Origin of the sequence: Marinovum sp., assembly GCF_048263515.1 — a bacterium.
Classification (GTDB): domain Bacteria; phylum Pseudomonadota; class Alphaproteobacteria; order Rhodobacterales; family Rhodobacteraceae; genus Marinovum.
This window is the reverse complement of sequence record NZ_JBLXEC010000006.1, coordinates 89,535-116,007: the sequence shown is the minus strand read 5'-3', so window position 1 is coordinate 116,007 and position 26,473 is coordinate 89,535. Positions and strand designations below refer to the sequence as shown.

Genomic DNA, 26,473 nt, shown 5'->3' with positions numbered 1-26,473 from the left:
GGCAGCAATTCCGCCCCGCCTTGCAGACCGGTTCCGATCAGGCGAAGTTTCCGCTGCAATTTGCTGAAATAAAGGCGATTTTCGCGGTGAATCTTGTCAGGATCGCGGCAGGGCCTTATCCATTAACTCAGCAAGCAACACGGAAGAAACCAATGATCGTCCTGCTGGGTCTCGCGACCATTGCCGCCATCGACTGTCTCATCTTCTCCTGCATCGTGATCCCGCAGGACAGCTGAGACCCTCTCACGCGTTTCGCCAAAAGGCCGGCCCCGCTCTCACACCCGGGCCGGCCTTTCTCGTTGCAGAACCAGGCATCACTCTTCGTCGTCGTCGTCACTCTTGCCACCGCGAAAGCCCATCGCCACGACAAATTTCTCCGAGGAATCCGAGCGCGAGCTTGGCGGCTTCACATGCGCCACCTTGGTGAAGTTCTGCTTCAACAGCTTCTGCAGATCGCCCTCGGCGCCACCGGCCAGCACCTTGGCCACAAAGGTGCCGCCCTCTTCCAGCACGTCAAAGGCAAAATGCGCCGCGGTCTCGCAGAGCATCATGATCCGCAAATGGTCGGTCTGCTTGTGCCCCGAGGACGAGGCCGCCATATCCGACATCACCACATCCGCCTTGCCGCCCAGCCAGGTCTTCACCTGCGCGTCGGCGCCTTCGTCGAGGAAATCCAGCTGGTGGATCTCGGCCCCGGCAATCGGCTCGACCTCCTGCAGGTCGATGCCCAGAACCGAGCCCACCGCCTTGCCGCCCTTCTCGCCAAGCGCATTGACCCGCTTGACCGCCACCTGCAGCCAGCCGCCGGGCGCACAGCCCAGATCGACCACCCGGGCGCCCGGCACCAGAAAGCGGAACTTCTCGTCCAGCTCAAAGATCTTGAACGCCGCCCGGCCGCGATAGCCCTCGACCTGGGCCCGCTTGACGTAAGGGTCGTTCAACTGCCGCTGCAACCACCGCGTCGACGACAGCTTGCGCCCGCGCGCGGTCTTGACCTTGACCTTGAGGTCCCGCTGCCCGCGCCCGGAGGTGTTCTTGCCGCTCGGTGTCTTCGCCATGGGTCCAGCACTTCTTCTGTTTGCAAATACCTTGGGGGTTTGGGGGCAAAGCCCCCATTCCGGCCCGAAGGGCTCATTAAGCCTGCGCAGCAGTCATTGTCAAAGCGACTGCCGGAAAAGCACCGAGCGTCAGCCTCAGAACGGCCCGTCCTCCAGCACCCCGTCCGCCGACATCTGCGCATAGAGCAGCCCCTCGCGCAGCCCCCGGTCCGCCACCGACAACCGATCAGTGGGCCAGGAGCGCAACAGCGCCTGCAGGATCGCCGCGCCGGACATGATCAGCGCCTGGCGGTCCTGGCCAATGCGCGGATCGCGGCGCCGGCCCTCGGGGCCGAGCTCGAGGTAGCGGTTGATCACCGTGTCGATCTGGTCCGAGGTCATCCGCAGACCGTCCACCTTGGTCCGGTCATAGCGCTTCAGCCCGAGGTGCGAGGCCGCCACCGTGGTCACCGTGCCGGAGGTGCCGACGATCTGAAAGCCCTCGCGCGCCTGCACATCCTTGTAAGGCGCGAAATCGGCGAGGTTTTCCTCGAAGAACCAGGACATCAGCGCATAGCGCGCGGCATCGTCCTCGACATCGTTGAACTGGTCGCGCAGCGTCGCCACGCCCAGCGGCACCGAGATCCAGTCGACCACGCGCGCCACCGGAAACGGGCTGTCGGCGTTGTGAAACCCGGCATGCAGCCGCATGATCGCGCGGGGGCGATCATGGTTCGGCACGGTCGAGAGGTCGATCCAGACCAGCTCGGTCGAGCCGCCGCCGATGTCGACCACCAACAACTGCTCGGTCTTGGTCGAGACCAGCGGCGCGCAGGAGATCACCGCCAGGCGCGCCTCTTCCTCGGGCTCGATGATGTCGAGGGTCAGACCGGTCTCGCGCTTGACGAATTTCACCAGGTCGCGGGCGTTCTTGGCGCGCCTGCAGGCCTCAGTCGCCACCAGCCGCATGCGCGTCACCTTGTGACGGCGCAGCTTCTGGCCGCAGATCCGCATCGCCTGCACCGTGCGTCCCATCGAGGCGCGCGACAGCCGGCCGGAGCGTTCCAGCCCCGATCCCAGCTGCACCGACTTGGAGAAGCTGTCCACCACATGAAACTGACTGCCCTTGGGTTGGGCAATCAGCATGCGGCAGCTATTGGTGCCCAGATCCAGGGCGGCATAAAGCTCGTCCGGATTGGGCGTTTTCGGCGCGGGGCTCTCTACCGGTTTCGGGAATGCGCCCGCACCCTTGGGACGCCTGGGCGTCATCTTTACGCCCTCCGAGTATCGTGTTGCCTGTGAGGATAGGCGCGCGCCCCGGCTCGCGCAAGTCACCCTGTGAGGCAATCGTCAATAAGCATATCGCCGCAGTGCGGCATCGCAATGAGCGCGCCTCATCATCTGCATGAGTATTATGAGCGGGGTTCAGGGTTTCCCTCGCGCTATTGGCGGCTTATCCAAGGCCCTGACGCATCCGGGGTCGCTTGGACGCGGTCAATTGTCGAAATTGAGACGTGGCACCTTGGTCCCCTGATCTATTCAGGGCCTAACGGAGAAGGGGAATCGCATGGTTGATGTGACTGTGGTCTACTGGCGGGACATTCCGGCACAGGTCATCGTCGGCAAGGGACGCCGGGCCGCCAAGGTCCAGTTGCCCGAGCGCTTTGAACAGGCCATCGATCGTGCGGCGATGAAGGTTGGCGCAGACGGCACGGATGATTATCTGGCCGAATGGCGCAAGGCCGATCCCTATTCCGTCGAGGGCGAGGCATCCGAGGTGGCCGCAAGCGAAGCGGCGCGGCTCGATGCCGAATATGATCGTGAAAAGATCAAGGCTCTCATCGCCAACGACGGATGGGCCAATGCCGGTTGATACCGGTCCCAGCCGATGACGCCACACAAGCTATGGGAGGCCGCGATGGCCCTGCTCAGTTTCAAGAAACGCGACATCCCCCAGGCCCGCCCGGCCGCCGCCGAGGTCGAGGCCTTTCTCAAGGGCTATTCCATCGAGGTGATGCCCCGCACCGCCGAAAAGGTCGAGAACTTCCGCGATCTGCTGGCGCCGGGCACCCGTGTCTATATCGCCCATATCGAGGGCACCCCGATCGAAGAGATGGTCGCCACCGCCCGCCGCCTGGCGCGCGAAGGCTATCCGGTCATGCCGCATTTCCCGGCGCGCATCATCAAGGACCGCGCGACGCTGGAAGACTGGATCGCCATGTACCAGGGCGAGGCCGGCGTCGACCAGGGGCTGATCCTGGCCGGTGGCGTGGCGCAGCCGGTGGGTGACTTCGACAGCGCGATCGGGCTGCTGGAAACCGGGCTGTTCGACAAGGCGGGCTTCAAGCGCCTGCATGTCGCCGGCCACCCCGAGGGCAACCGCGACATCGATCCCGACGGCTCATCCACCAATGTCGACGCGGCGCTGCGCTGGAAGAATACGTTCAACGAAACCACCGATGCCGAAATGGCGCTGGCGACGCAGTTCGCCTTTGACGCCAAGCCGATCATCGCCTGGGCCGATGCCCTGAAGGACGCCGGCATCACCCTGCCGATCCACATCGGCATCGCCGGACCCGCCAAGCTGCAGACCCTGATCAAGTTCGCCATCGCCTGCGGCGTCGGCCCCTCGCTCAAGGTGCTGCAGAAACGCGCCATGGACGTCTCGAAGCTGCTGCTGCCCTATGAACCCAGCGACGTGGTGACCGAACTGGCGCTGCACAAGGCGGCCAACCCCGACTTCAACATCGAACAGGTGCATGTCTTCCCGCTGGGCGGGATCAAGGCCAGTGCCACCTGGGCGATCGACAACGGCGGCGAAGGCACCCGCCCCGCCAACCTGACCTGACCTGATCCGAGGAACCCAATGCCAGCGCTGCTTTTCGATCTCGACGGGACGATGCTCAATTCGGACCCGATCCATCTCCAGGTCTACAAGGAGATGTGGGCGGCGCGGGGCATGAATCTGTCTGACGCCGAGTACATGAAGCATATGCATGGCCGGCTGAACGTCGACATCTATGCCGATTTCCTGCCTGACGAGCCCGACCATCAGGGCCTGTCGGACTGGAAGGAAGCGCAGTTCCGCGAGCGGCTGCCGCGCCCCTACCCGCCGATGCCCGGCGTGGCCGAGCTGGTGGCGCGGGCGGTGGCCGAGGACTGGCCGCGCGCCATCGTCACCAACGCCATGCGGCTCAATGCCGAGGCAATGCTGGCGGCAATCGGTCTGCGCGAGCATTTCGAGGTGATCGTGATCGGCGAGGAATGCCCGCGCGGCAAGCCCGATCCCTATCCCTACCAGGAGGCCATGCGGCAGTTGGGCGTCACGCCCAACCAGGCCGTGGCCTTCGAAGACAGCCCCTCTGGCGCGCGGGCCGCGCGCTCGTCGGGCGCCTATACCGTGGGCATCCGCTCCGGCCTTGACGACCATACGCTGCGCCAGGCCGGCGCCCATGTCACCCTGCAAGATTTCACCGATCCCGCGCTGCCGGATATCCTGGCGCGCTTCAAAGGAGTTGCCGCATGACGCGCACCATCGTCGAGTCGAAAACCAAAACCGCCGTCATCGGCTTTGACGAGCCCTTTTGCGTCATTGGCGAACGGATCAACCCCACCGGCCGCAAGAAGCTGGCCGCCGAGCTGGAAGCCGGCGATTTCTCGACCGTCGAGAAGGACGCGCTGGCGCAGGTGCTGGCCGGGGCCGACATCCTCGATATCAACGCCGGTGTGGTCTACAACTCGAACCCCAACCCGAACGAGACCGAGCCGCCGCTGATGACAAAGATCGTCGAGCTGGTACAGGGTCTGGTCGACGTGCCGCTCTGCATCGACAGCTCGGTGCCCGGCGCGCTGGAGGCCGGCCTTGCCGCCGCCGAGGGCCGGCCGCTCCTGAACTCGGTCACCGGCGAGGAAGACCGGCTGGAGCTGGTGCTGCCGCTGGTCAAGAAATACAACGTGCCGGTGGTGGCGATCTCGAACGACGACACCGGGATCTCGGAAGACCCGGACGTGCGCTTTGCCGTCGCCAAGCGCATCGTCGAACGCGCCGCCGATTACGGCATCCCGGCGCATGACATCGTGGTCGACCCGCTGGTCATGCCGATCGGCGCCATGGCGACCGCCGGCAAGCAGGTCTTTACCCTCGTGCGCCGGCTGCGCGACGAGCTGGGTGTGAACACCACCTGCGGCGCCTCGAACATTTCCTTCGGCCTGCCGAACCGCCATGGCATCAACAATGCCTTCCTGCCGATGGCCATGGGTGCCGGCATGACCAGCGCCATCATGAACCCGGTGTCGATGCCGGTGGCGCAGGCGAAGATCGAGGAGAAGAAGGCCGAGGTTCTGGCGGCGGGGATCATCCTGCCCGAGGATATCGACGACGAGACCTTCGTCACGCTGTTCGGCCTCGGCTCGACCAAGGTGCGCCCCGGCAAGGAGATGGAGGCCATTCGCGCCGCCAACCTGCTGACCGACAATGACGCCCATGGCGGCGCCTGGATCGAGTTCAACAAGCAGGCGCCCAAGGCCGGTCACGAGGGACGTGGACGTGCGGGCCGGACCGGCGGGCGGCGGCGGCGGGCCTGACGGCAGGAGCGAGGGGCCAGCCCCTCGCGCTCCCCGAGGGTATTTGCAGCAAGAGGAAATGAGGGGCGCTGGCTGAGGTCGGCGCCTTTTGTCGTGGGGTTTGCGGGCTTTGTGCGGTGCGGTGGGTTTGATGGCGGGAGCGAGGGGCCTGCCCCTCGCGCTCCCCGAGGGTATTTGCAGCAAGAGGAAGATGGGGGGCCGGCTTTGGTTGGCGGCTTTCGGCTGTGGGGTCAGCGGCCTTCGTATTGGGCGGGGCGTTTTTCCATGAAGGCCAGGACGCCTTCCTTGAAGTCGCGGGTCTGCCCGCATTTGCCTTGCAGCCTCGCCTCGAGCAGCAGCTGTTCGTCGAGGGTGTTGTCAAAGGAGCCGCGGATCGCGGTCTTGACGTGGCGGTAGGCCTCGGTCGGGCCCTTGGCGAGATGGGCGGCGCGGGCCTTCCAGTGGGCGTCGAACGCGTCGTCCTCGACCGCCTCCCAGATCATGCCCCAGTCGCTGGCCTGCTGGGCGCTGATCTTGTCGGCGAAGAGCGCGGCGCCCATCGCCTTGGCCGCCCCCATCTGCCGCGGCAGCCAATAGGTGCCGCCGGCGTCGGGGATCAGTCCGATGCGGGTGAAGGCCTGCAGGAAGAAGGCGCTTTCGCTGGCGATCACCACGTCGGCGGCGAGCGCGAGGTTGGCCCCGGCGCCGGCGGCGGGGCCGTTGACGGCGCAGATCGTCGGCACCGGGCAGTCGAAGATCGCCCGCAGCATCGGCACGTATTCGTCACGCAAGACCCGCTCGAGATCGAGGTTGGCGACCGAGCTGGCATCGCCGAGGTCCTGGCCCGAGCAGAACGAGGCCCCGGCCCCGGTCATCACCAGCACACGGGCGTTCTGGCCGGCCGCGCGCACCGCATCGGTGATCTCGGCGCGCATCTGGGTGTTGAGCGCGTTCATCACGTCCGGCCGGTTCAGGGTGAGGACGGCAATGCCGTCGGTGATGTCGAGGGTGATGGCTTCGTAGTTCATGTCTCGCGCCCCTGGCCTGATGCTGTCGGGCGCGAGACTGGCCTATGCCCCGGCCCGAGGCCAGAGCGAACGCGGCGTCACGCGGCTTCCCTGCGCCAGGCGTCGAGCGCCGGGTTGTCGCCGGGGCGGTCCGGCGCCAGGGCCGGCTCCGGCAGGACGGCGGCGTCGGGATCGTCGGGGGCCGCGATATCCTCGAGCCTGCGCAGGTTGTCGACCACCTGCGGCACGCGGGAGACGCTCTCGGCCAGCTCGCGCTGGAAGTCCTGGCCCTTGGCCTGGTGGCGTGCGCCGAAGTAGAAGCTGACGATGGCGCCGAGCAGCCACCAGAGCGGCTCCGGCACCAGGGCGATGCCCTGCATCCGCGCCGCGAACCAGATCGGATCGGCCATCGCCGCCACAAAGAGCCCCAGGGTGCCGAGCGCCATTGCCGGGCGCGGCAGCCGGTTGACCGCGTCCATCAGCCGGTCGAACCAGCCGCGGCGTTTCACCCGGAACTCCTGACCGAATTGCGCCAGGGTGGCCTGGTGCAGCGTCGCCTCGCGGGCGGCGCCCTTTTCGGTGTTCTCGCGAAAGACCTCGACGGTCTCGGCCAGGGCATTGCGCCCGCCGCCAAAGACCAGCGAGAGCGCGCGTTCGATCAACCCCATGCCGCCACCCTCCGGCCGAACTCGGCCTCGGTCAGGTGATAGCGGGGCGAGATGAAATCCTCGGCCCGGCGGATCCAGCCGCCCTTGCCGCCGGCGCGGGTGCGGGCGTATTTGCGGCTGGCCGGGCGCCTGTCGGCCAGACGGAAGTAGTAGTTGCGCCGGGCGATGCCATAGGCATCGGCAAAGTGGCGCGGCCCGGCGAGTTCTGCTTGGGCGGCAGCCTCGGCGGTCTGGGGGCCTATGGCGCCGTCGACGGCGATCTTGTGGCCCATGTCGCGCAGCAGGCGCTGCAGGATTTTCACCGCATTGCCGCCGGCGTTGACATACATGTCGAAGACGCTGGCCTGGATGCTGTCTGGCAGCTTGGCGATGCCGGGGCGGATGAAGTAGTGGCGGATGAAGATGTCGACCGCCTGGTCGCGGCTCAGCCGTTTGACGTCTTCTGCCGTGATTGCACCGTCACCGTCGAGGTCGAGCCCGAGGCGGCGCATGGTGTGGATGGTGACGCCGTGATTGGTGGCGCCGCCGGGATCGTCGGGGTCGTTCACATAGCCACCCTCGCGGGCGACAATCTCATCGGCAATCTGCCGGACCGAATGTTGCAGCATCTCTGCCTCGCTTGCGCTGTTGAAGCGGCAAGTGTCGGCGGCAGAGGTTAATGCCGGTTCAGGGCGGCGTTCGGTGGGGTGTCAGCGCGGGTGGTGGGCAGTCCTGCCCACCCTGCGAAAGGATCACCCCTCGGGGGCCTGATAGACCCCCTGCTCCTTCAGCGCGTCGACCACTTCGCGCGGCATGTAGGTCTCGTCGTGCTTGGCCAGGATTTCAGAGGCCTCGAAAGTGCCGTTGACGTATTTGCCGGTGCCGACCATGCCCTGGTTCTCGGCGAACAGATCCGGCAAGATGCCCTGGTAGCTGACCGGCACCACGGCGTTGCCGTCGGTCACCTTGAACTCGACCCGGTTGTCCTGGCCCTGGCGCAGGGATCCCTCCTCGACCAGCCCGCCGATGCGGAACACCTCGGTCTCGCGCGGCGGATCTTCCATCACCTGGCTGGGCGAGCGGAAGAAGTTGATGCCGTCGCGCATGGCATAGCCGATCAGGCCGGTGGCCAGCACCAGCGCCACCACCGCCACGGCAATCACCTGGATGCGACGTTGTTTCTTCAGGTTCTTCATGGCTCTCCCTCACCCGTGACAGCAGCCGCTCACGGAAACAGCGGCGCCAGCATCAGCCCGGCGGTTTCCTCGAGCCCCAGCATAAGATTGGCATTCTGCAGCGCTTGTCCAGAGGAACCCTTGGTCAGATTGTCGAGTGCGACAATAACGATCGCGCGACCTTCGATCCGGTCGCCGGTCACGCCGACATGGACAAAGTTCGAGCCGCGCACATTGTGGGTGCTGGGCGTCTCGCCAAAGGGCAGCACTTTGAGGAAGGGCTCGTCGGCATAGGCGCTGACAAAGGTCTCATGCACGCGCGCCGCATCGCCGCTGACGTAACAGGTGGCGAGGATGCCGCGGTTGGCGGGGATAAGATGCGGGGTGAACTGCACCTTGACGTCACGGCCGGCAAGCTTCGAGAACTCCTGGTCGAACTCGCCCAGGTGCCGGTGGGTGCCGCCCACCGCATAGGCGTTGTAGCCCTCCGACAGTTCGGCATGCAGCAGGTTTTCCTTGAGGCTGCGGCCGGCGCCGGAGACCGCGCATTTCATGTCGAGGATGATGTCATCCAGCCCGATCACCCCGGCCGAGATCAGCGGCCGCAGCGCGAACTGGCCGGTCGCGGCGTTGCAGCCTGTGCCCGCCACCAGCCGGGCGCCGCGAATTTCGTCGCGGTAGAACTCGGTCAGACCATAGACTGCCTCGCCCTGCATCTCGACGGCGGCATGGGCGTTGCCGTACCACTTCTCATAGGCCTCCGGGTCGCGCAGGCGGAAGTCGGCGGACAGGTCGACGATCTTCAGATCGCGCGGCAGCTCGCGGATGACCTCCTGGCTGGTCTTGTGCGGCAGGGCGCAGAAGCACAGGTCGATACCGGCAAAGTCGATCTCCTCGATCTTCACCAGGTCCGGCAGGTCGAGATGGCGCAGGTGCGGAAAGACGTCGGCCATGGTCATGCCGGCCTTGCGCTCGGCGGCCAGCGCGGCGATCTCCATCTCGGGATGGGTGGCGATCAGGCGGACAAGCTCGGCCCCGGTATAGCCCGAGGCACCAAGGATTGCGATTTTCTGTGTCATGTCAGGGTCTCCCAAGCGGGTATGAAGGCAAAACCACGGCCTGTCGCGGCCCGCTCGGGGCCGCTGGGATGCCGTGATGGTATCAATTGGTCAGGCTTTGACGAAATCGATCTTTCGTCGCAGAAAGCGGGTCGCGCCGGTGCTGACCTTGGTCGGATTACCGGTGGTCAGAAAACGGGTTTCCTTTGCATCGCCAAGCATTTGCGGGTGGCGGCTCAGGTAATCGGCGAGGCTTTCTGCAACGATCTCGGCCTGGCTGAAGACCTTGACCTCGGGGCCCAGCGCATCCTGGAAGACCTCGGCCATCAGGGGATAATGCGTGCAGCCCAGCACCGCCGCCTGCGGCGCCGGCATCTTGCGCTTGAGCGCGTCGACATGGCTGCGCACCAGCGCCTCAGCCAGGATCAGATCGCCCTCTTCGATGGCATCGACCACACCGCCGCACGCCTGAGCTTCGACGTCTACTCCTATGGCACGAAAGGCCAATTCGCGCTGAAAGGCGCGGCTCGACACGGTGGCCGGCGTGGCAAAGAGCGCCACGTGCTTCACCGCCACCTCGCGCGGCGGCGACTGGTCGCCCCAGTGCCGCTCGGTCAGCGCCTCGATCATCGGGACAAAGACGCCGAGCACCCGCTTGCCCTGCGGCACCCCGGCCTCCTGCATCCGTCGCAGCGCCGCGGCGCTGGCGGTGTTGCAGGCCAGGATCACCAGATCGCAACCCTCGTCCCAGAGCCGGTTGACGCCGGCCTTGGTGAGATCGTGGATGTCCTCCACCGTGCGCACGCCATAGGGCGCGTGCGCGCTGTCGGCATAATAGACAAAGGGGACCTCGGGCAGCCGCTTGGCCACCGCGTCCCAAACTGTCAGCCCGCCAAGGCCGCTATCGAATATTCCAACTGCCATAAGCGTTTACGACCTGTGCCGCTCCTCGAACTCGAACCCGTAATCATAGGATTCCAAAGGTGTCGGTGACAGCTCATACGTGGATTTGCGCAGGAAATCCATCATTGCGCGCCCATCCTTGGCTCTGGCCTGCAATTCTTCGCGGGCAATCGGTTCGCCGATGGCCACGCGCACGGGCGTATTCACCCGCCGCCGGAACTCCTGGATCAGCAGACCCATGCGCAGGGTGTTGTGCAGATGGCTCGCCAATTGGAACAGCCGCGAGGTATGGCCGTCAAAGAAGATCGGCACCACCGTGGCGTCGGACTTGGCAATCATCCGGGCGGTAAACGTCCGCCAGCCGGGGTCCATCGGCTTGGCAAAGGGTTTCGCTGCGGTCGAGACCGTGCCGCCGGGAAAGATGCCGATCGCCCCGCCCTGGGCCAGATACTCCAGCGAGGCCTTGCGCGTCTCGAGATTGACGCGCATCGCCTCCTTGGTCTCGGCGAAATCGACCGGCAGGATGATCCGGTCAAGCTCCTGCGCCTTGCGGAAGATCTTGTGCGCCAGAATGCGGAAATCGCCGCGCACCACCGACAGGATATGGCCCAGCATCAGCCCGTCGAGAATGCCGTAGGGATGATTGGCGATGACGATCAGCGGCCCATCCTTGGGGATATTGTCGAGCGATCCGCGGGTGACCTCGAGGCCAAGCCCATAGCGCTCGACCATCACCTGCCAGAAATCCTCGCCCTCGGCGACGGCCAGTTCATAGCCGTCGGCGCGCTTGATCAACCCGAGCCGGCCGGTGGCATTCTCCATCAATCGGATCATGGCACGGCCGCCCCGGGTCTGGGCGGAATAGGCGTAAGAGATGTCTCTGGCGACCTGCCGTCTGTTCGGCATGGTGGAACCTTCTTTGGGGGTTTCACCCTGTTTTACATCCCTTTTCCGCCCGCTTCAAAGCAAAAGCGCGGGCTTATTCCGCCGCCTTGCGCACCTCCGGACCGCCCGCGCGGATCACTGCCAACAGCTCTTCGCGGCGCTTCGAGGCCTTGGCTTCATTGGCCTGCTTGACCGGTCCGAAACCGCGGATATCGAGCGGCAGCCGCGCCAGGGCAATGATCGCGTCGCGGGTGCTGTCCGACAGCTTGGGCAGCACCTCGTCCATGTCACGTTCGTATTGCGTGATCAGGGCGCGCTCCATCTTGCGCTCGGCGGAATAGCCGAAGATGTCGAGCGGCGTGCCGCGCAGACCTTTCAGCTTGGCCAGCACCTTCATCGGACCGAGCAGCCATTCGCCGAACTCGCGCTTCTTGGGCCGGCCGTCGGGGCCGGGCCGGCTCAGCAGCGGCGGCGCCATGTGCAGCGTCATCTTGAAATCGCCCTCAAAGGTGCCCTGCGCCTTTTCGCGGCTGTCGATCAGAAGCCGAGCCACCTCGTATTCATCCTTGTAGGACAACAGCTTGTGATAGCCGAGCGCCACCGCTTCGCGCAGCGCCTCGTCCTGAACGGCGTCGACGCGGGCGCGGTAGCGTTTTGCCAGCGACTTGCCCTGATAGGCGGTCAGGTGATCGGCGCGGAAGGCTATGCGCTCTTCCAGCGTCATGGGCAGCTGCACCACCTTGGGCTTGGCCATTTCGTCGGCCTCGGCCGGATGCAGCGCCGCCCAGCGGCCGATCTCGAAGGCGCGCTGGTTGCGTTCCACCGCCTGGCCGTTCATCTCGACCGCTTCGAGGATCGCTTCGTGGGTCAGCGGCACAAGGCCCTTCTGCCAGGCCGCACCGAACAGGATCATGTTGGAATAGATCGAGTCGCCCATCACCGCGCGCGCCAGTTCGGAGGCGTCGAACATCGTCAGCCGATCCTTGAGCCTTGCTTCAAGAGCGAGCTGCAAGCGGTCGGTAGGAATGGCAAATTCCGTGTTGCGGGTGAAGTCACCGGTGACGATTTCGTGGCTGTTGACCACGCCGCCGGTGCGCCCGGTCTTCATCAGGCCGATGGTCTTGGCCCCGGCCGAAACGACCAGATCGCCGCCGATCAGTGCATCCATCTCGCCAGTTGCGACGCGGATCGCGCTGATGTCAGAGGGTTTTTCCGCCAGACGGCAATGGATCGCCACGGCGCCGCCCTTTTGGGCGAGGCCCGCCATCTCCATCATGCCGGCGCCCTTTCCGTCGAGCTGTGCGGCCTGCGCCATGACTGCACCGATGGTCACTACGCCGGTGCCACCGACGCCGGTGATCACCACGTTATGCGTGCCGTTGATCGCCGGAAGCTCTGGCATCGGCAGATGCGGCAGGTCGAGCTCTCGGGTCGCGCCTTTGCGGACCTTGGCCCCTTCCAGGGTGAGGAACGACGGGCAAAACCCTTTGAGACAAGTGAAATCCTTGTTGCAGGCCGATTGGTCGATGGCCCGCTTGCGGCCCAGCTCGGTCTCTTCCGGTACGATCGCCACGCAGTTGGACTGCACGCCGCAGTCACCGCAGCCCTCGCAGACGTCCTTGTTGATGAAGACCCGCTTGTCCGGATCGGGGAACTTGCCGCGCTTGCGCCGGCGGCGCTTCTCGGCGGCGCAGGTCTGGATGTAGACGATGGCCGAGACGCCCTCGATCTCGCGGCATTGCTTCTGCACGCTTTCCATCTCGTCGCGCTCGTGGATTTCCACACCGGTGGGGAACTTCTCGAGGTCGACGTCTTCCTTCTGATCATAGACCACGAAGACCTTCTTGACGCCCATCGCCTGCAGCTCGTTGACGATGCGATAGGGGCTGAGGTCGCCTTCGTTGGGCTGACCGCCGGTCATCGCCACCGCGTCATTGTAGAGGATCTTGTAGGTGATGTTGGTGCCAGCCGCCAAGGCCGCGCGGATCGCCAGCGAGCCGGAGTGGTTGTAGGTGCCGTCGCCCAGGTTCTGGAACACGTGGTTGGTGTTGGAGAACGGCGCCTCGCCGATCCAGTTCGCGCCTTCGGCCCCCATGTGGGTGAAGCCGGTGGTCTCGCGGTCCATCCATTGCACCATGTAGTGACAGCCGATGCCGGCATAGGCGCGCGACCCGTCGGGCACCTTGGTGGAGGTGTTGTGCGGGCAGCCGGCGCAGTAATACGGCAGCCGCGCCGCGATTTCCTGGGCGTTGTCACCGGCACGGGCCTGCCGCAGGGCGTCGAGGCCGGCGCGGATGCCATCGGTGCCGCGGCCCTCTTCGATCAGGATGTCGCCCAGTTTCTCGGCGATCCAGATCGGGTCGAGCGCGCCGCGCGTCGGGAAAAGCTCGTCGCGGTGCATGCCGCCTGCCCCGCCCTTGTACCAGCCATAGACCCGGCGGCCCTGGCGATCGTCAAAGATCGCCTCCTTGACCTGCACCTCGATCAGCTTGCGCTTTTCCTCGACGATGACGATCAGGTCGAGCCCCTCGGCCCAGTCGTGGAAGGAATGCATGTCCAGCGGGAAGGTCTGGCCCACCTTGTAGGTGGTGATGCCCAGCCGCTCGGCCTCGTCCTCGTGGATGTTCAGCAGGCTCAGCGCGTGCTGCAGGTCGAGCCAGTTCTTGCCGGCGGCGACAAAGCCGATGCGCGCGCCGGGTTTGCCCCAGACCCGCTTGTCCATCTTGTTGGCGCGGGAAAACGCCTCGGCGGCAAAGCGCTTGTAGTCGATCATCCGCGCTTCCTGGGCGTGCGGGGTGTCGCCCAGCCGGATGTTGAGCCCGCCCTCGGGCATGTCGAACTTGGGCAGGACAAAGGATTTGCGGAACGGATCGCCATCGACCACGGCGGTGGTCTCGATGGTGTCCTTCATTGTCTTGAGCCCGACCCAGAGACCGGAGAAGCGCGACAGCGCAAAGCCGTAAAGCCCGTAGTCGAGGATCTCCTGCACGCCGGCCGGCGAGACGACGGGCATGTAGGCATCGACCAGCGCCCATTCCGACTGGTGCAGCACGGTCGAGCTTTCGCCGGTGTGATCGTCACCCATCGCCATGAGCACGCCGCCAAGCGCCGAGGTGCCCGCCATGTTGGCATGGCGCATCACGTCGCCGGAGCGGTCCACACCGGGGCCCTTGCCGTACCAGAGGCCGAAGACCCCGTCGAACTTGCCCTCGCCGCGCAGCTCGGCCTGCTGCGCGCCCCAGAGCGCCGTGGCGGCGAGGTCTTCGTTCAGGCCGGGGTTAAAGGTCACGTCGGACTGCGCCAGGAGCTTCTGCGCCTTGGTCATCTGAAGATCGACCGCGCCCAGCGGCGAGCCGCGATAGCCGGTGACATAGCCTGCGGTGTTGTGGCCGGCGGCCTTGTCACGGGCTTTCTGCGACAGCATCAGCCGGACAAGTGCCTGGGTACCGTTTAACAGGACCGGCGACTTCGACAGATCGAAACGGTCATTCAGGGAAATTTTCTGCTGGCTCATGAACCCCTCCCAAGGTGCTGTGCGTGCTGGAGTATAGCGCGATATTAGGTCATAATTGCTGACCTTACGAGGGAAATTTTACGTGACATTCCCATGTTAGCGTTATCTAGGCAGTCTAGAGGTATATCTTGCTATAGAGCGCGACAGGGAACACGAAAGAACGGCCATGGATTGGGACAAACTCAGAATATTTCACGCAGTGGCCGATGCCGGCAGCCTGACCCATGCGGGGGACGTGCTTCATCTGTCGCAATCTGCGGTCAGCCGACAGATTCGTGCGCTGGAAGAGAGCCTGAACACCACCCTGTTCCACCGTCACGCCCGGGGCCTGATTCTCACCGAACAGGGCGAGCTGCTGTTCGACGCCACATCGTCGATGAACAAACGGCTCGAAGCCGCCGCCGCGCGCATCCGCGACAGCGAGGAAGAGGTCTTCGGCTCGCTCCGCGTGACCACCACCACCGGCTTCGGCTCGCTCTGGCTGGCGCCACGGCTGGCCAAGCTCTACGAGAAGTACCCCGACCTCAATATCGACCTGATGCTCGAGGAGCGCGTGCTCGACCTGCCGATGCGCGAGGCCGACGTGGCGATCCGCATGAAGGAGCCCAGCCAGGCCGATCTGGTGCGCAAGCGGTTGATGAGCGTCTGGATGCGGCTCTACGCCTCGCCCGAATACCTCGAACAGCACGGCACGCCGCAGTCGCTCGCCGATCTGGAGAAACACCGGTTGATCTGCCAGCGGACCGATTCCACCCAGGTGGGTGCCGGTCAAGTCTTTGTTCAGCACCTGCTGACCTATGATCTGAAGTCGACGCTGAACGTGAACAACTATTTCGGCGTGCTTCAGGCGGTGATCAACAACCTCGGTATCGGCGTTCTGCCGCACTACGTGATCGAGGACTTCCCCCGCGCCGTGCGCGTCCTGCCCGAGGAAGAAAGCGGCGAAATCCCTGTTTTCCTTGCATATCCCGAGGAGTTGCGGCAATCTCGCCGTATTGCAGCATTCAGGGATTTCGTTCAGGAGGAAATCATCGCGCACCGTCGTCAACTGCGTGAGAACATCTGAACTCCAGTCTTCCAACCCCTTCCCGTGCCCGCGAATCCGGCATTCGCGAGGTGAGGTATGCTTGCAACGCATACCCACTATGCTGCACATGCGGCATGAATTTCCTTGATCGACTCAGCCCTGCGACTTATTTCAGCTTCATGAAGTTTGATTGCGCATCGCGCCAGACTTCATACCTCCCTGTTGGACTATGGCCGAGCTTAGTGCTCGGCCTTTTTTTTGGCTGCCCGAAACCTGGGCACCCGATGCAACAGGTTTGAGCACCGGTGAAACCCCGATTGCCCCTGTCACGCCCATGTCGTAAACGGTGCGCAAACCGGAGCCTGGGGACTTAACGGAAATGCAAGAGCCTGCCATCACGCCCGATCTGATCGCTGCACACGGGCTGAGCCCGGATGAATACGAGCGGATCCTCGAAATCATCGGGCGTGAGCCTAGCTTTACCGAGCTTGGCATCTTCTCCGCCATGTGGAACGAGCATTGTTCCTACAAATCCTCCAAGAAATGGCTGCGCACCCTGCCCACCGAGGGCCCTCAGGTGATCTGCGGCCCCGGCGAGAACGCCGGCATCGTCGACATCGGTGACGGCCAATGCGTGGTCTTCAAGATGGAGAGCCACAACCACCCCTCCTACATCGAGCCCTACCAGGGCGCGGCGACCGGCGTCGGCGGCATCCTGCGCGACGTCTTTACCATGGGCGCGCGGCCGATCGCGGCGATGAACTCGCTCAGCTTTGGCGAGGTCAGCCACCCCAAGACCAAGCGTCTGGTCAATGGCGTGGTCGAAGGTGTCGGCGGCTACGGCAACTGTTTCGGCGTGCCCACCGTCGGCGGCGAGCTGCGCTTTGACCCGGCCTACAACGGCAACTGTCTGGTCAACGCCTTTGCCGCCGGTCTGGCCGAGACCGACTCCATCTTCTACTCCGCCGCGTCCGGCGTCGGCATGCCCGTCGTCTACCTCGGGGCCAAGACCGGCCGTGACGGCGTTGGTGGCGCCACCATGGCCAGCGCCGAGTTCGACGACACCATCGAAGAAAAGCGCCCCACCGTTCAGGTCGGCGATCCCTTTACCGAGAAACGCCTGATGGAAGCGACGCTGGAGCTGATGCAGACCGGCGCGGTGATCTCGATCCAGGACATGGGCGCCGCCGGCCTCACCTGCTCGGCCGTCGAGATGGGCGACAAGGGCAAGCTGGGCATTCGCCTCGACCTCGAAAAGGTGCCGGTGCGCGAAGAGAACATGACCGCCTACGAGATGATGCTCTCGGAGTCGCAGGAGCGCATGCTCATGGTCCTCCGCCCGGAAAAGGAAGCCGAGGCCAAGGCCGTCTTCGACAAATGGGACCTCGACTTTGCCATCGTCGGCGAGACCATCGCCGAGGACCGTTTCCTCATCATGCACAACAACGAGAGCAAGGCCGACCTGCCGCTGTCGCAGCTGGCTTCGACCGCGCCGGAATACGACCGCCCCTGGGTGGAGACCCCGGCCGCCGAGCCGCTGGCCGACGTGCCCGAGATCGACGGCATCGACGGGCTCAAGGCGCTGCTGGCATCGCCCAACTATTCCGCGCGCAACTGGGTCTACGAGCAATATGACAGCCAGGTCATGGCCGACACCATCCGCACGCCGGGCTTTGGCGCCGGGCTGATCCGGGTGCACGGCACCGGCAAGGCGCTGGCCTTTACCTCCGACGTGACCCCGCGCTATGTCCAGGCCAACCCGGTCGAAGGCGGCAAGCAGGCGGTGGCCGAAGCCTATCGCAACTTGACATCCGTGGGCGCCAAGCCCCTGGCAACGACGGACAATCTCAACTTCGGCAACCCCGAAAAGCCCGAGATCATGGGTCAGTTCGTCGGCGCCATCAAGGGCATCGGCGAGGCGGTCGCCGCGCTCGACATGCCGATCGTGTCGGGCAACGTCTCTCTTTATAATGAGACCGACGGCACAGCGATCTTGCCGACGCCGACCATCGGCGCGGTGGGCCTGATCGAGAATGCCGAGCAGGCCATCACCGGTGTCCCGCGCGAGGGCCATGTGCTCCTGATGCTGGGTGCCGCCGAAGGCCACCTTGGCCGCTCGGCGCTGCTGGCCGAGGTCTTCAACCGCACCGATGGCGACGCGCCGCATGTCGACCTCGACGCCGAGAAGAAGGCCGGCGATTTCATCCGCGACAACCGCGAATGGATCACCGCCTGCACCGACATCTCCGACGGCGGTCTGGCGCTGGCGGCCTATGAGCTGGCCGAGGCCGGTGACGTCGGCGTCACCCTCTCGCTCAGTGACACACCGGGGCTCTTTGGCGAGGATCAGGGCCGCTACCTGATCGCCTGCAACTTCGACCAGGCCGAGGCGCTGATGAGCGCTGCCGGTCAGGCCGATGTGCCGCTGGTCTCGGTCGGCAAGTTCACCGGCAGCGACGTGGTGATCGGCAGCTCCAGCATCGGTCTGGCGGACCTGCGCGAGATCTCTCGCGCCACCCTGCCAACGCTCTTCGGATAAAGCCGATGCGGCGGCGGCTGACCTTTCTGATCGGCGCGCACAAGACCGCCTCGACCCATCTGCAACGCTCGCTGGTGGCGCAAAAGGCGCCACTGGCCAAGGTCGGGGTCGGCATCATCGGCCCGATGCCGATCGGCGGCACGCTGCTGCCTCTCTCGGACCTGCTGCGCGGCCGCGCCGATCCCGACCTGCTGGGGCTGGCCGCCGAGGGCTTCCTGCAGAAACACGCCGGCACCGCCGAGACCGTGGTGCTGATGAACGAGAACATCCTCAGCGCCTCGCTCGCCCCCGAGATCGCGCTCAAGGACAGCCAGCTCTACACATTCGCGCCACCGCGCGTCAGGCGGCTGCTCGATCTCTTTCCGGAGCATGACATTCAGGTCGGCATGGCGGTGCGCAACCCCGCGGGGTTTCTCGTCTCGGCCTGGCAGGAGCACATGAAAGGCCATGCCTTCCGCCCGTTCCGCGACTATCTGGGCGCCACTGACGTCACCGAAGTCTCCTGGCTGCGCCTGGTGAAGAAGCTCCGACAAGCCCTTGGTGAGGCACCACTTTTCCTCTGGCGATACGAGGATTACCCGGGTGTCGCGCCTGCTGTCCTGCGCCAGAGCATGGGGTCGGCCGCCGCCGACGTGACCCTGCAGGACAGCGCCGCCAATCACGGCTTCTCGGCCCGGGCCCTCGACTATCTGGCCGAGGTCGGCGAGGTGACCCGGGAAACCACCGCCGAGGCGCTGCGCCGCTTTCCCAAGGGTGCGGACAATCCGCCCTTCGAGCCGTGGAGCGAGGCCGAAAAGACCGCCATGTCAGAGCGTTACGCGCAGGACTTGCGGCGGATCGAGGCCCGCGGGCTGGCCCGCATCCTGCACCCCTGACCGCGAATCCGATGCACGGCCGCCACTTGCCATCGCCCGGCGCCACACTTACCTTTCGACCCAAAGGACCAAAGGACAATCCATGCCGATCAATGCCCACGAAATCGAACAGCTGATCCGCCAGAGCTTTCCCGATGCCAAGATCATCGTTCAGGGCGATGACGGCCAGCATTTCGCCGCCGAAGTGGTCGACGAGAGCTTTCGCGGCATGAACCGCGTGCAGCAGCAGCGCGCCGTCAATGCCGCCATCCGCGCCAAGCTCGACAGTGGCGAGCTGCACGCGCTGGCGCTCACCACCCGCGCGCCGGACTAGCATCATGGACGTGCTCGGGATCATCGTGCTGGTACTGGCGATTGTCGGGGTGACCCTGCTGCTGGCCCGGCGCGCGATCCGCGAGGACGACCAGAACAAGGGCCGCGGCTCCGAGCCCGGCAAGGGATATCACACCCTGCATTCGCATTACTCCTCGGGCCTGGGCGGTCAGAGCCGCTCTTACAAGGTGCCGCGCGATCCGCAGGAATATGCCAAACGTTTCATTCCGAAGGGAAAAGACAAATGACCCAAGTCAAGGACACCATCCAGCAGACCGTTACTGAAAACGACGTCGTGCTGTTCATGAAGGGCACCAAGGAGATGCCGCAATGCGGGTTCTCCAGCCGCGTCGCCGGCGTGCTGAACTACATGGGCGTGAATTTCAAGGACGTGAACGTTCTGGCCGATGACGGTCTGCGCCAGGGGATCAAGGAATTCTCCGACTGGCCGACCATCCCGCAGCTCTACGTCAAGGGCGAGTTCGTCGGCGGCTGCGACATCATCACCGAGATGACCCTGTCGGGCGAGCTCGACACCATGCTGGAGCAGAACGGCGTCGCGTTTGACAAGGACGCCGCCGAGAAGATCCGCGAAGCCAACGGCTGAGGCTGGCCATGTCGCGCCCCGGGCTTGGCGCGGGGCCTCTTGGCGGGCGGTGAGGTCCCGGATCAGGTCCGGGACGGCGTTTCGCTACACTCAATATTCGGTTCACCGCCGCCCCGGGCTTGACCCGGGGCCTCCTGCCAGACGGTGCTGTCCCGGATTAGGTCCGGGACAGCACCACCGTCAATCAGCCCGCGCTTTCGCTTCCACCTGATCGGCCACCGCTTCCGCCCGAGCGGCCAGCTCGGCGAGGGTGTCGACCACGGCGCCGGGCACCACTGGCACCTCGATGCGCTCGGGCTCGGGCGAAGGCGCGTTGCGCAGGCGTTCGGTCTCGGCGCCAAGCTCGGCGATCTTGTCCTCGAGCTCGCGCACCTTGTCCTCGAGCCCGGCGGTCTTGTCGGCGAGCATCAGCCCGGCCATCAGCAGCATCCGCGATTCAGGCAGGCGGCCGATCTGGTCGGACAGCACCCGCGCCTCGGTGTCCAGCATGCCGGCGGCGGCGTGCAGGAAGTGCTCTTCACCGGGCTGGCAGGCAACGTCGAAACTGCGTCCGCCGATGGTGATCGAAACTTCGGGCATCAGGCGTCCTCCCTCTTGGCGTCACCGGGCAGAAGCTGCTTGAAGGCCGCGGCAATCGCCTCGGCCTCGGCGGTCTCGGCCGAGCGGGCGGCGTTGAGCGCCTCGAGCTCGGCGATCATGCCGGTGTTGATCAGATGCGGATCGGCAAGACCCGCCTTGTTGGCGTCGCGCAGGGCGCGGTTGTTGGCGCGCAGCTGCTCGTTGGCCTTGCGCAGGCGCTGCAATTCGAGATCGACCTGGGCGGTCGCCTCGGATTGCGCGTCCATCCGCGCCTTGACCGTGGCCTCGGCATCCTCGATCCGGGCGCGCTGCGCCGTGACTGTCGCCTCGGCGTCCTCGAGCTTGGCGTGCAGCGCCTTGATCCGTTCCTCGCGCTGCTGACCGGCGATGCGCTCTTCCTCGAGCGCGGTCTCGGCCGCGCTCACCCTTGCCTGCAATGCCTCGATATCCACCGTGTCGGCGGGCGTTTGTGCGGCAGCGTCAAGCTGCTCCACCCCTGTTCCGATCCGGTCGATCGCAGCCGTCAATCTGCGCTGCAACTCCTCGATGTCGGCCATACCTGCTGCCTTTCCTTTCTGCCGCCAAGGCCGTTGCCTGCGGCACCCCATGCCTTGCCCCCCGCGAATCACTGCGAGGGGTCATTCCGGCCGAGTTTAGCCAACCCTGTGGAAAAATGCGCCCCGATTGACATCAAGCACTTACAAGACAGAGTTCACGCCGCCTTGAACTCTGCGGAACGGCTGCTATTCAGCAGTCAACCACAGCACAGAAGGAACGCCCCCTTGGATATCGACGCGTTGAAAACTGCTCATCCCGACCATTGGAAGAAAGCGGCGGCGATCCGTGCCCTGACCCTCGATGCGGTGCATGCGGCCAATTCCGGGCACTCCGGCATGCCGATGGGCATGGCCGACGTCGCCACCGTCCTGTACGAAAAGCACCTGAAATTCGACGCCGCCAACCCCGAATGGCCCGACCGCGACCGGTTCATCCTGTCGGCCGGCCACGGCTCGATGCTGCTCTATTCGCTGCTCTATCTCACCGGCGACGCCGAGATCACCCTCGACCAGGTCAAGAACTTCCGCCAGCTCGGCGCCAAGACCGCCGGTCACCCGGAGAACTTCCTCGCCAAGGCGATCGAGACCACCACAGGCCCGCTAGGCCAGGGCATTGCCAATTCGGTCGGTTTCGCCATGGCCGAGGAAAATCTGCGCGCCCGCTTCGGTGCCAAGCTGGTCGACCACTACACCTATGTGATCGCCGGTGACGGATGCCTGATGGAAGGCGTCAGCCACGAGGCCATCGGCCTCGCCGGGCGCCAGAAGCTGTCCAAGCTCATCGTCTTCTGGGACGACAACAACATCACCATCGACGGCAAGGTCGAGCTGTCCGACCGCACCGACCAGAAGGCCCGCTTCGAGGCCGCCGGCTGGCACGTTCAGGAGATCGACGGTCACAACCCCGAGGAAATCGACGCCGCCATCGCCGCCGCCAAGAAATCCGACCTGCCCTCGATGATCGCCTGCAAGACCCACATCGCGCTGGGTCATGCCGCGCAGGACACCTCCAAGGGCCACGGTGCGCTGACCGATCCCGAGCAGCTGAAGGCTGCCAAGGAAGTCTACGACTGGCCCTACGGTCCCTTCGAAGTGCCCGCCGACGTCAAATCCGCCTGGGAAGAGATCGGCAGCCGCGGCGCCGCGGCGCGTGGTGACTGGGAAGCGCGTCTTGCCGCCGCTTCGGGCACCAAGCAGAAGGAATTCGAGCGTCAGATGACTGGCGAGGCGCCCAAGAAGCTCTCGGCCACCATCAAGGCGCTCAAGAAGCAGGTCAGCGAGGAAAAGCCCAAGGCGGCAACTCGCAAGAGCTCGGAAATGGTGCTCGAGGTGATCAACCCGATCATGCCCGAAACCATTGGCGGCTCGGCCGACCTGACCGGTTCGAACAACACCAAGACCGGCGATCTCGGCACCTTCGACGTCGACAACCGGGGCGGCCGCTATGTCTATTACGGCATTCGCGAACACGGCATGGCCTCGGCGATGAACGGCATGGCGCTGCATGGCGGCGTGCGCCCCTACGGCGGCACCTTCATGTGCTTCACCGACTATGCCCGCCCCGCGATGCGCCTGTCGGCGCTGATGCAGCAGCCGGTGGTCTATGTCATGACCCATGACAGCATCGGTCTGGGCGAAGACGGCCCGACCCACCAGCCGGTCGAGCATCTGGCGATTTCGCGCGCCACGCCCAACACGCTGGTGTTCCGCCCGGCCGACACGGTGGAAACCGCCGAGGCCTGGGAAATCGCGCTGACCCAGCAGAAGACGCCGTCGGTGCTGTCGCTGACCCGTCAGGGCCTGCCGACCGTGCGCACCGAGCACAAGACCAAGAACATGGTCTCTCAGGGCGCCTATGTGCTGGCCGATGCCGAAGGCAAGCGCGAGGTGATCCTGATCGCCTCTGGTTCCGAGGTCGAGATCGCGCTCAAGGCGCGCGAGGCGCTGCAGGCCGAGGGCATCGGCGTGCGCGTCGTCTCCATGCCCTGCATGGAGCTCTTTGCGCAGCAGGACGAGAGCTATCGCAAGCGCGTTCTGCCAGGCGGCCCGGTCCGCGTCGGCATCGAGGCCGGCCTGCGCGCCGGCGGCTGGGATCGCTGGCTGCTGGGCGAGCGCGGCCGCGAGGCCAAGGCCGATTTCGTCGGCATGGACAGCTTCGGCGCCTCCGCCCCGGCCGAGGAGCTTTACGAGCACTTCGGCATCACCGCCGATGCGGTGGTGGCCAAGGTCAAGGCTCTGCTGGGCTGATCCACGGCGCTCCGGCCCCTCTCGGGGGCCGACACACCATGACGGGCCGGGAGCGGCGCAGGGAACTGCAAGCGCTCCCGGCCCGTTTGTTTGCGGAAGGCCCCCGTGCGTTCCGTGCGTGGCCGTTTCTCAGCACGAGGTTCGACCCATGAACGACAGCGGCTTTTTCGGGCTCTCCGGATATCACTTCCTGCTTACGGCGATCGGCGGGGTGATCATCCTGGCCCACTGGCTGCCGCGCTGGGTGACACGCCGGGAACCGGCCGCGCCGGGGCTGCTGATCCTGCTGGGCATGCTGGCCTTTGCCGTGGTGCCCGGCCTGCCCGCCCTGCCCGATCCGCGCAGCAATCCCCACCCCTGGGAGATCGTCGCCGAGCTGACCGTGATCATCGCGCTCTTTGCCACCGGTCTGCGGATCGACAACCTGTCTTCGCTGCGCCGCTGGGCGCCCACCGTGCGGCTTCTGGCGGTGGCGATGCCGCTGACCATCCTTGCCGTGGCTGTCATGGGCCATGTCTTTGCCGGCATGACCATTGCCGCCGCGATCCTTCTGGGCGCGGTGCTGGCGCCCACCGACCCGGTTCTGGCCGGCGGCGTTCAGGTCGGCCCGCCGCTCGAAGGTGGCGAACACCCGGTGCGATTTGCCCTGACCACCGAGGCGGCGATGAACGACGGGCTGGCCTTTCCCTTTGTCTACATGGGCCTCGCCGTGGCGGCGCAGGGCACGCTGATCGGCAACTGGGGGCTGGAATGGCTGTTGCAGGACGTGGGCTGGCGCATTGCCGCCGGGGTGGCGATGGGCGCGGCCGGCGGCTGGGCGCTGGGCCAGGTGCTTTTTGTGCTCCCGCGCGGCCGGACGCTGGCCGACACCGCCTCTGGCGTGGTGGCGCTGGCCGGGGTGCTGCTGTGTTATGGCAGCACGGAACTGGTCGAAGGCTACGGCTTCATTGCCGTGGCGGTCATGGGCCTGACCCTGCGCCGGATCGAGGCCGACCACGACTTCCACCGCCGCCTGCACGACTTCACCCAGGCGCTGGAACATGCGCTGACCGCGGTGCTGCTGGTGGGCCTCGGCGCGGTGCTGCCGGCGCTCTTGACCGGTCTGAGCTGGACCGATGCCGGCATTGCGCTTGCACTGATCCTGCTGGTGCGGCCGCTGATCGGCTGGCTGTCATTGCTGGGCACGCGGATCAAGGGGCGGGATCGCTGGGTGGTGGCGATCTACGGCGTGCGCGGCATCGGCTCGATCTATTACCTGGCCTATGCCGCCGGCAAGATCGAGTTCCTCGACGAGCACCGGCTCTGGGCGCTGGTGGGCTTCACCATCCTGATCTCGACCCTGCTGCATGGCTTCACCTCGGCCATGGCAATCGAGGACCTGTCGAAGGAAGAGGCCGAGGAGGACGCGGCCTGAGCGCCGCGTCTCAGGCCTTGCTGAACACCCGGTTCCAGACCGGCGCGATCACCTTGGTGCCGACCGGGATCAGCACCACCCCAAGCGCCAGCCCCAGCAGGCCGTCGATTGCCGCCTTGCCGATCCACTCCAGCGCCCCGCGCCAGTTCTCGGGGCCGATGTCGGCAAAGGCCACGGCGTAGTGGTGGATCACCTCTTCCGGCCCGTGCCAGCCCATCTCGGCCAGCCCGTGCACGATGATCGAGCCACCGACCCAGAGCATCGCGGCGGTGCCCACAACCATCAGCAGCTTCATGAAGTACGGCATTGCCACGACGATGCCGCGGCCCAGCGCGCGGGTCAGGCTCAGCCGGCCCTTGGCGGCCATCAGGATGCCCAGATCATCGGCCTTCACGATCAGCGCCACCGCGCCATAGACCGCCAGCGTGATGCCCACCGCCACCGTCGCCAGCGTCGCCGCCTCCATCCAGAAGGAACTGGGCGGGATCGCGGCCAGCGCGATGGTCATGATCTCGGCCGAGAGGATGAAGTCGGTCTTGATCGCGCCCTTGACCTTTTCCTCTTCCAAATGCGCCGGGTCCTTGTTCAGGTGACTGCCGTCCGGCCCGCCATGCTCGGCCCCGAAGCCCAGTGCATGGGCAAGCTTCTCAGCCCCCTCGAAACAGAGGTAGGCCCCGCCCAGCATCAGCAAGGGCGCAATCAGCCAGGGTGCAAAGGCCGAGAGCGCCAGACCGGCGGGCAAGAGGAACACCAGCTTGTTGATCAGCGAGCCGCGCGCGATGCGCCAGACGATGGGCAGTTCGCGCGCCGGCTCGAACCCCGTGAGGTACTTGGGCGTCACCGCGGCATCGTCGATCACCGCGCCGGCGGCCTTGGCCCCGGCCTTGGCCGCCTGCCCCGCGATATCATCGATCGAGGCCGCCGCCACCTTGGCAATTCCCGCCACATCGTCCAACAGCGCCAGCAACCCGCTCATGTCATTCTCCCGCAAAGCCTGGGGGGCAATGTAGAGGTCAGCCGCCCCTCTGCAAGGCCCAAGCCCCCGGTCCGTGCACCGCAAGCACCAGACAACCGCCCGCAATCGCCCAGTTCTTGACGAAGATGGTCATCTGCCAGGGGTCCTCCGGCAGGTAGTGAAAGACCGAGGTCACGCCGCAGTAAGCCGCCAGAAGGAAGGCCACCGGCCGGGTCCAGACGCCGAGAAGCAGCGCGATACCCGCCAGCGCATTGAACACCAGCGCCGGCCAGATCAGCCAGACGGGCAGTTGCCAACCTGCGAGCAAGGCCATCGCACCCTCGGGGCTCGACGCCTTCTGCACCGCGCCGCCGAGAAACAGCGCGGCGATCAGCAGGCGGCCGATGAACACGGCGAGATTGTCCAGGTGAGTCCTCATCCCCGGCAACCTAGCGCGCCGCCTGAAATGTCCCGCGACCGATGTTATCGCCACCATGGCGGGATAGCGCAAACAGGTTAGCGCCACCATGCGCCCAGCCGCCACGGTTAACGCTATCACATTGGAAATACTG

General features: G+C 65.4%; 27 protein-coding genes. 13 read left to right on the top strand and 14 right to left on the bottom strand.

Annotated features, from left to right (window positions below; all coding sequences use genetic code 11):
• Positions 1–20 precede the first annotated feature (20 nt).
• A complete protein-coding gene (locus ACN0SE_RS08040; protein WP_417523997.1) occupies positions 21–236 on the top strand; it encodes a hypothetical protein in 216 nt (71 codons plus the stop codon).
• 78 nt (positions 237–314) lie between these two features.
• Here the strand turns inward: ACN0SE_RS08040 and ACN0SE_RS08035 are convergent, their stop codons facing one another.
• On the bottom strand, positions 315–1,058 hold the full coding sequence (locus ACN0SE_RS08035) for an RlmE family RNA methyltransferase (protein WP_417523996.1): 744 nt from the start codon (positions 1,056–1,058) through the stop codon (positions 315–317).
• Positions 1,059–1,193: 135 nt separating this feature from the next.
• A complete protein-coding gene (locus ACN0SE_RS08030) occupies positions 1,194–2,306 on the bottom strand; it encodes a Ppx/GppA phosphatase family protein (protein ID WP_417523995.1) in 1,113 nt (370 codons plus the stop codon).
• A gap of 298 nt (positions 2,307–2,604) precedes the next feature.
• Here ACN0SE_RS08030 and ACN0SE_RS08025 point away from each other — a divergent pair, with 298 nt between their 5' ends.
• The 4 genes from ACN0SE_RS08025 to ACN0SE_RS08010 are packed head-to-tail and all read left to right on the top strand — an operon-like array spanning position 2,605 to position 5,621.
• On the top strand, positions 2,605–2,910 hold the full coding sequence (locus ACN0SE_RS08025) for a virulence factor (protein ID WP_417523994.1): 306 nt from the start codon (positions 2,605–2,607) through the stop codon (positions 2,908–2,910).
• 45 nt (positions 2,911–2,955) lie between these two features.
• Positions 2,956–3,885: a methylenetetrahydrofolate reductase gene (locus ACN0SE_RS08020; RefSeq protein WP_417523993.1), complete on the top strand. Its 930-nt coding sequence runs from the start codon at positions 2,956–2,958 to the stop codon at positions 3,883–3,885.
• An 18-nt stretch (positions 3,886–3,903) separates the two neighbouring features.
• Positions 3,904–4,563, top strand: coding sequence for an HAD family hydrolase (locus ACN0SE_RS08015; RefSeq protein ID WP_417523992.1), 660 nt, complete (start codon positions 3,904–3,906; stop codon positions 4,561–4,563).
• Positions 4,560–5,621: a dihydropteroate synthase gene (locus tag ACN0SE_RS08010; protein WP_417523991.1), complete on the top strand. Its 1,062-nt coding sequence runs from the start codon at positions 4,560–4,562 to the stop codon at positions 5,619–5,621. Before ACN0SE_RS08015 ends, ACN0SE_RS08010 begins: the two co-directional genes overlap by 4 nt.
• A 230-nt stretch (positions 5,622–5,851) precedes the next feature.
• Here the strand turns inward: ACN0SE_RS08010 and ACN0SE_RS08005 are convergent, their stop codons facing one another.
• The 8 genes from ACN0SE_RS08005 to ACN0SE_RS07970 all read right to left on the bottom strand — a co-directional run bounded on the left by ACN0SE_RS08005 (position 5,852) and on the right by ACN0SE_RS07970 (position 14,789).
• Positions 5,852–6,628 (bottom strand): enoyl-CoA hydratase-related protein, encoded by a 777-nt coding sequence (locus ACN0SE_RS08005; RefSeq protein WP_417523990.1) that lies wholly within the window; start codon positions 6,626–6,628, stop codon positions 5,852–5,854.
• Positions 6,629–6,705: 77 nt separating this feature from the next.
• Positions 6,706–7,275 carry a holin family protein gene (locus ACN0SE_RS08000; protein ID WP_417523989.1) on the bottom strand — a complete coding sequence of 190 codons (570 nt, stop codon included), beginning with the start codon at positions 7,273–7,275 and terminating at the stop codon, positions 6,706–6,708.
• Positions 7,266–7,883 carry a holin-associated N-acetylmuramidase gene (locus ACN0SE_RS07995; protein ID WP_417523988.1) on the bottom strand — a complete coding sequence of 206 codons (618 nt, stop codon included), beginning with the start codon at positions 7,881–7,883 and terminating at the stop codon, positions 7,266–7,268. Before ACN0SE_RS07995 ends, ACN0SE_RS08000 begins: the two co-directional genes overlap by 10 nt.
• A gap of 123 nt (positions 7,884–8,006) precedes the next feature.
• Positions 8,007–8,450, bottom strand: coding sequence for a cytochrome c maturation protein CcmE (gene ccmE, locus ACN0SE_RS07990; RefSeq protein WP_417523987.1), 444 nt, complete (start codon positions 8,448–8,450; stop codon positions 8,007–8,009).
• 29 nt (positions 8,451–8,479) lie between these two features.
• On the bottom strand, positions 8,480–9,508 hold the full coding sequence (gene argC, locus ACN0SE_RS07985) for an N-acetyl-gamma-glutamyl-phosphate reductase (RefSeq protein WP_417523986.1): 1,029 nt from the start codon (positions 9,506–9,508) through the stop codon (positions 8,480–8,482).
• Between the two features lie 90 nt (positions 9,509–9,598).
• On the bottom strand, positions 9,599–10,411 hold the full coding sequence (locus ACN0SE_RS07980) for a glutamate racemase (RefSeq protein ID WP_417523985.1): 813 nt from the start codon (positions 10,409–10,411) through the stop codon (positions 9,599–9,601).
• Positions 10,412–10,417: 6 nt separating this feature from the next.
• Positions 10,418–11,296 carry a lysophospholipid acyltransferase family protein gene (locus tag ACN0SE_RS07975; protein WP_417523984.1) on the bottom strand — a complete coding sequence of 293 codons (879 nt, stop codon included), beginning with the start codon at positions 11,294–11,296 and terminating at the stop codon, positions 10,418–10,420.
• A 73-nt stretch (positions 11,297–11,369) separates the two neighbouring features.
• Positions 11,370–14,789, bottom strand: a complete 3,420-nt coding sequence (locus tag ACN0SE_RS07970) for an indolepyruvate ferredoxin oxidoreductase family protein (RefSeq protein WP_417523983.1) — start codon at positions 14,787–14,789, stop codon at positions 11,370–11,372.
• A gap of 166 nt (positions 14,790–14,955) precedes the next feature.
• Here ACN0SE_RS07970 and ACN0SE_RS07965 point away from each other — a divergent pair, with 166 nt between their 5' ends.
• The 6 genes from ACN0SE_RS07965 (at position 14,956) to grxD (ending at position 20,149) form a co-directional block, all read left to right on the top strand.
• Positions 14,956–15,855 (top strand): LysR family transcriptional regulator, encoded by a 900-nt coding sequence (locus ACN0SE_RS07965; protein ID WP_417523982.1) that lies wholly within the window; start codon positions 14,956–14,958, stop codon positions 15,853–15,855.
• Between the two features lie 340 nt (positions 15,856–16,195).
• Positions 16,196–18,355, top strand: a complete 2,160-nt coding sequence (purL, locus tag ACN0SE_RS07960) for a phosphoribosylformylglycinamidine synthase subunit PurL (protein WP_417523981.1) — start codon at positions 16,196–16,198, stop codon at positions 18,353–18,355.
• Between the two features lie 5 nt (positions 18,356–18,360).
• On the top strand, positions 18,361–19,230 hold the full coding sequence (locus ACN0SE_RS07955; protein ID WP_417523980.1) for a hypothetical protein: 870 nt from the start codon (positions 18,361–18,363) through the stop codon (positions 19,228–19,230).
• Positions 19,231–19,312: 82 nt separating this feature from the next.
• Positions 19,313–19,543: a BolA/IbaG family iron-sulfur metabolism protein gene (locus tag ACN0SE_RS07950; RefSeq protein WP_417523979.1), complete on the top strand. Its 231-nt coding sequence runs from the start codon at positions 19,313–19,315 to the stop codon at positions 19,541–19,543.
• A gap of 4 nt (positions 19,544–19,547) precedes the next feature.
• Positions 19,548–19,790 (top strand): hypothetical protein, encoded by a 243-nt coding sequence (locus ACN0SE_RS07945; RefSeq protein ID WP_417523978.1) that lies wholly within the window; start codon positions 19,548–19,550, stop codon positions 19,788–19,790.
• A complete protein-coding gene (gene grxD / locus ACN0SE_RS07940) occupies positions 19,787–20,149 on the top strand; it encodes a Grx4 family monothiol glutaredoxin (RefSeq protein WP_417523977.1) in 363 nt (120 codons plus the stop codon). Before ACN0SE_RS07945 ends, grxD begins: the two co-directional genes overlap by 4 nt.
• A 180-nt stretch (positions 20,150–20,329) precedes the next feature.
• On the opposite strand, the gene ACN0SE_RS07935 is transcribed toward grxD, so the two are convergent.
• Both ACN0SE_RS07935 and ACN0SE_RS07930 read right to left on the bottom strand, forming a co-directional pair.
• Positions 20,330–20,728 (bottom strand): cell division protein ZapA, encoded by a 399-nt coding sequence (locus ACN0SE_RS07935; protein ID WP_417523976.1) that lies wholly within the window; start codon positions 20,726–20,728, stop codon positions 20,330–20,332.
• Complete coding sequence (locus ACN0SE_RS07930) at positions 20,728–21,285, bottom strand: hypothetical protein (protein WP_417523975.1); 558 nt, start codon at positions 21,283–21,285, stop codon at positions 20,728–20,730. The genes ACN0SE_RS07935 and ACN0SE_RS07930 overlap by 1 nt, the downstream gene beginning before the upstream one ends.
• A 225-nt stretch (positions 21,286–21,510) precedes the next feature.
• Between ACN0SE_RS07930 and tkt the strand changes: the two genes are divergently transcribed.
• Both tkt and ACN0SE_RS07920 read left to right on the top strand, forming a co-directional pair.
• Entirely contained in the window at positions 21,511–23,532 is a 2,022-nt protein-coding gene (gene tkt, locus ACN0SE_RS07925; protein ID WP_417523974.1) for a transketolase, read from the top strand.
• A 148-nt stretch (positions 23,533–23,680) separates the two neighbouring features.
• Positions 23,681–24,946 carry a cation:proton antiporter gene (locus ACN0SE_RS07920; RefSeq protein WP_417523973.1) on the top strand — a complete coding sequence of 422 codons (1,266 nt, stop codon included), beginning with the start codon at positions 23,681–23,683 and terminating at the stop codon, positions 24,944–24,946.
• A gap of 10 nt (positions 24,947–24,956) precedes the next feature.
• Here ACN0SE_RS07920 and ACN0SE_RS07915 read toward each other — a convergent pair whose 3' ends face one another.
• Together ACN0SE_RS07915 and ACN0SE_RS07910 are read right to left on the bottom strand one after the other, a co-directional pair.
• Positions 24,957–25,922 (bottom strand): DUF808 domain-containing protein, encoded by a 966-nt coding sequence (locus tag ACN0SE_RS07915; RefSeq protein ID WP_417523972.1) that lies wholly within the window; start codon positions 25,920–25,922, stop codon positions 24,957–24,959.
• A 37-nt stretch (positions 25,923–25,959) separates the two neighbouring features.
• Positions 25,960–26,340: a DoxX family protein gene (locus ACN0SE_RS07910; protein WP_417523971.1), complete on the bottom strand. Its 381-nt coding sequence runs from the start codon at positions 26,338–26,340 to the stop codon at positions 25,960–25,962.
• Positions 26,341–26,473: the final 133 nt, after the last annotated feature.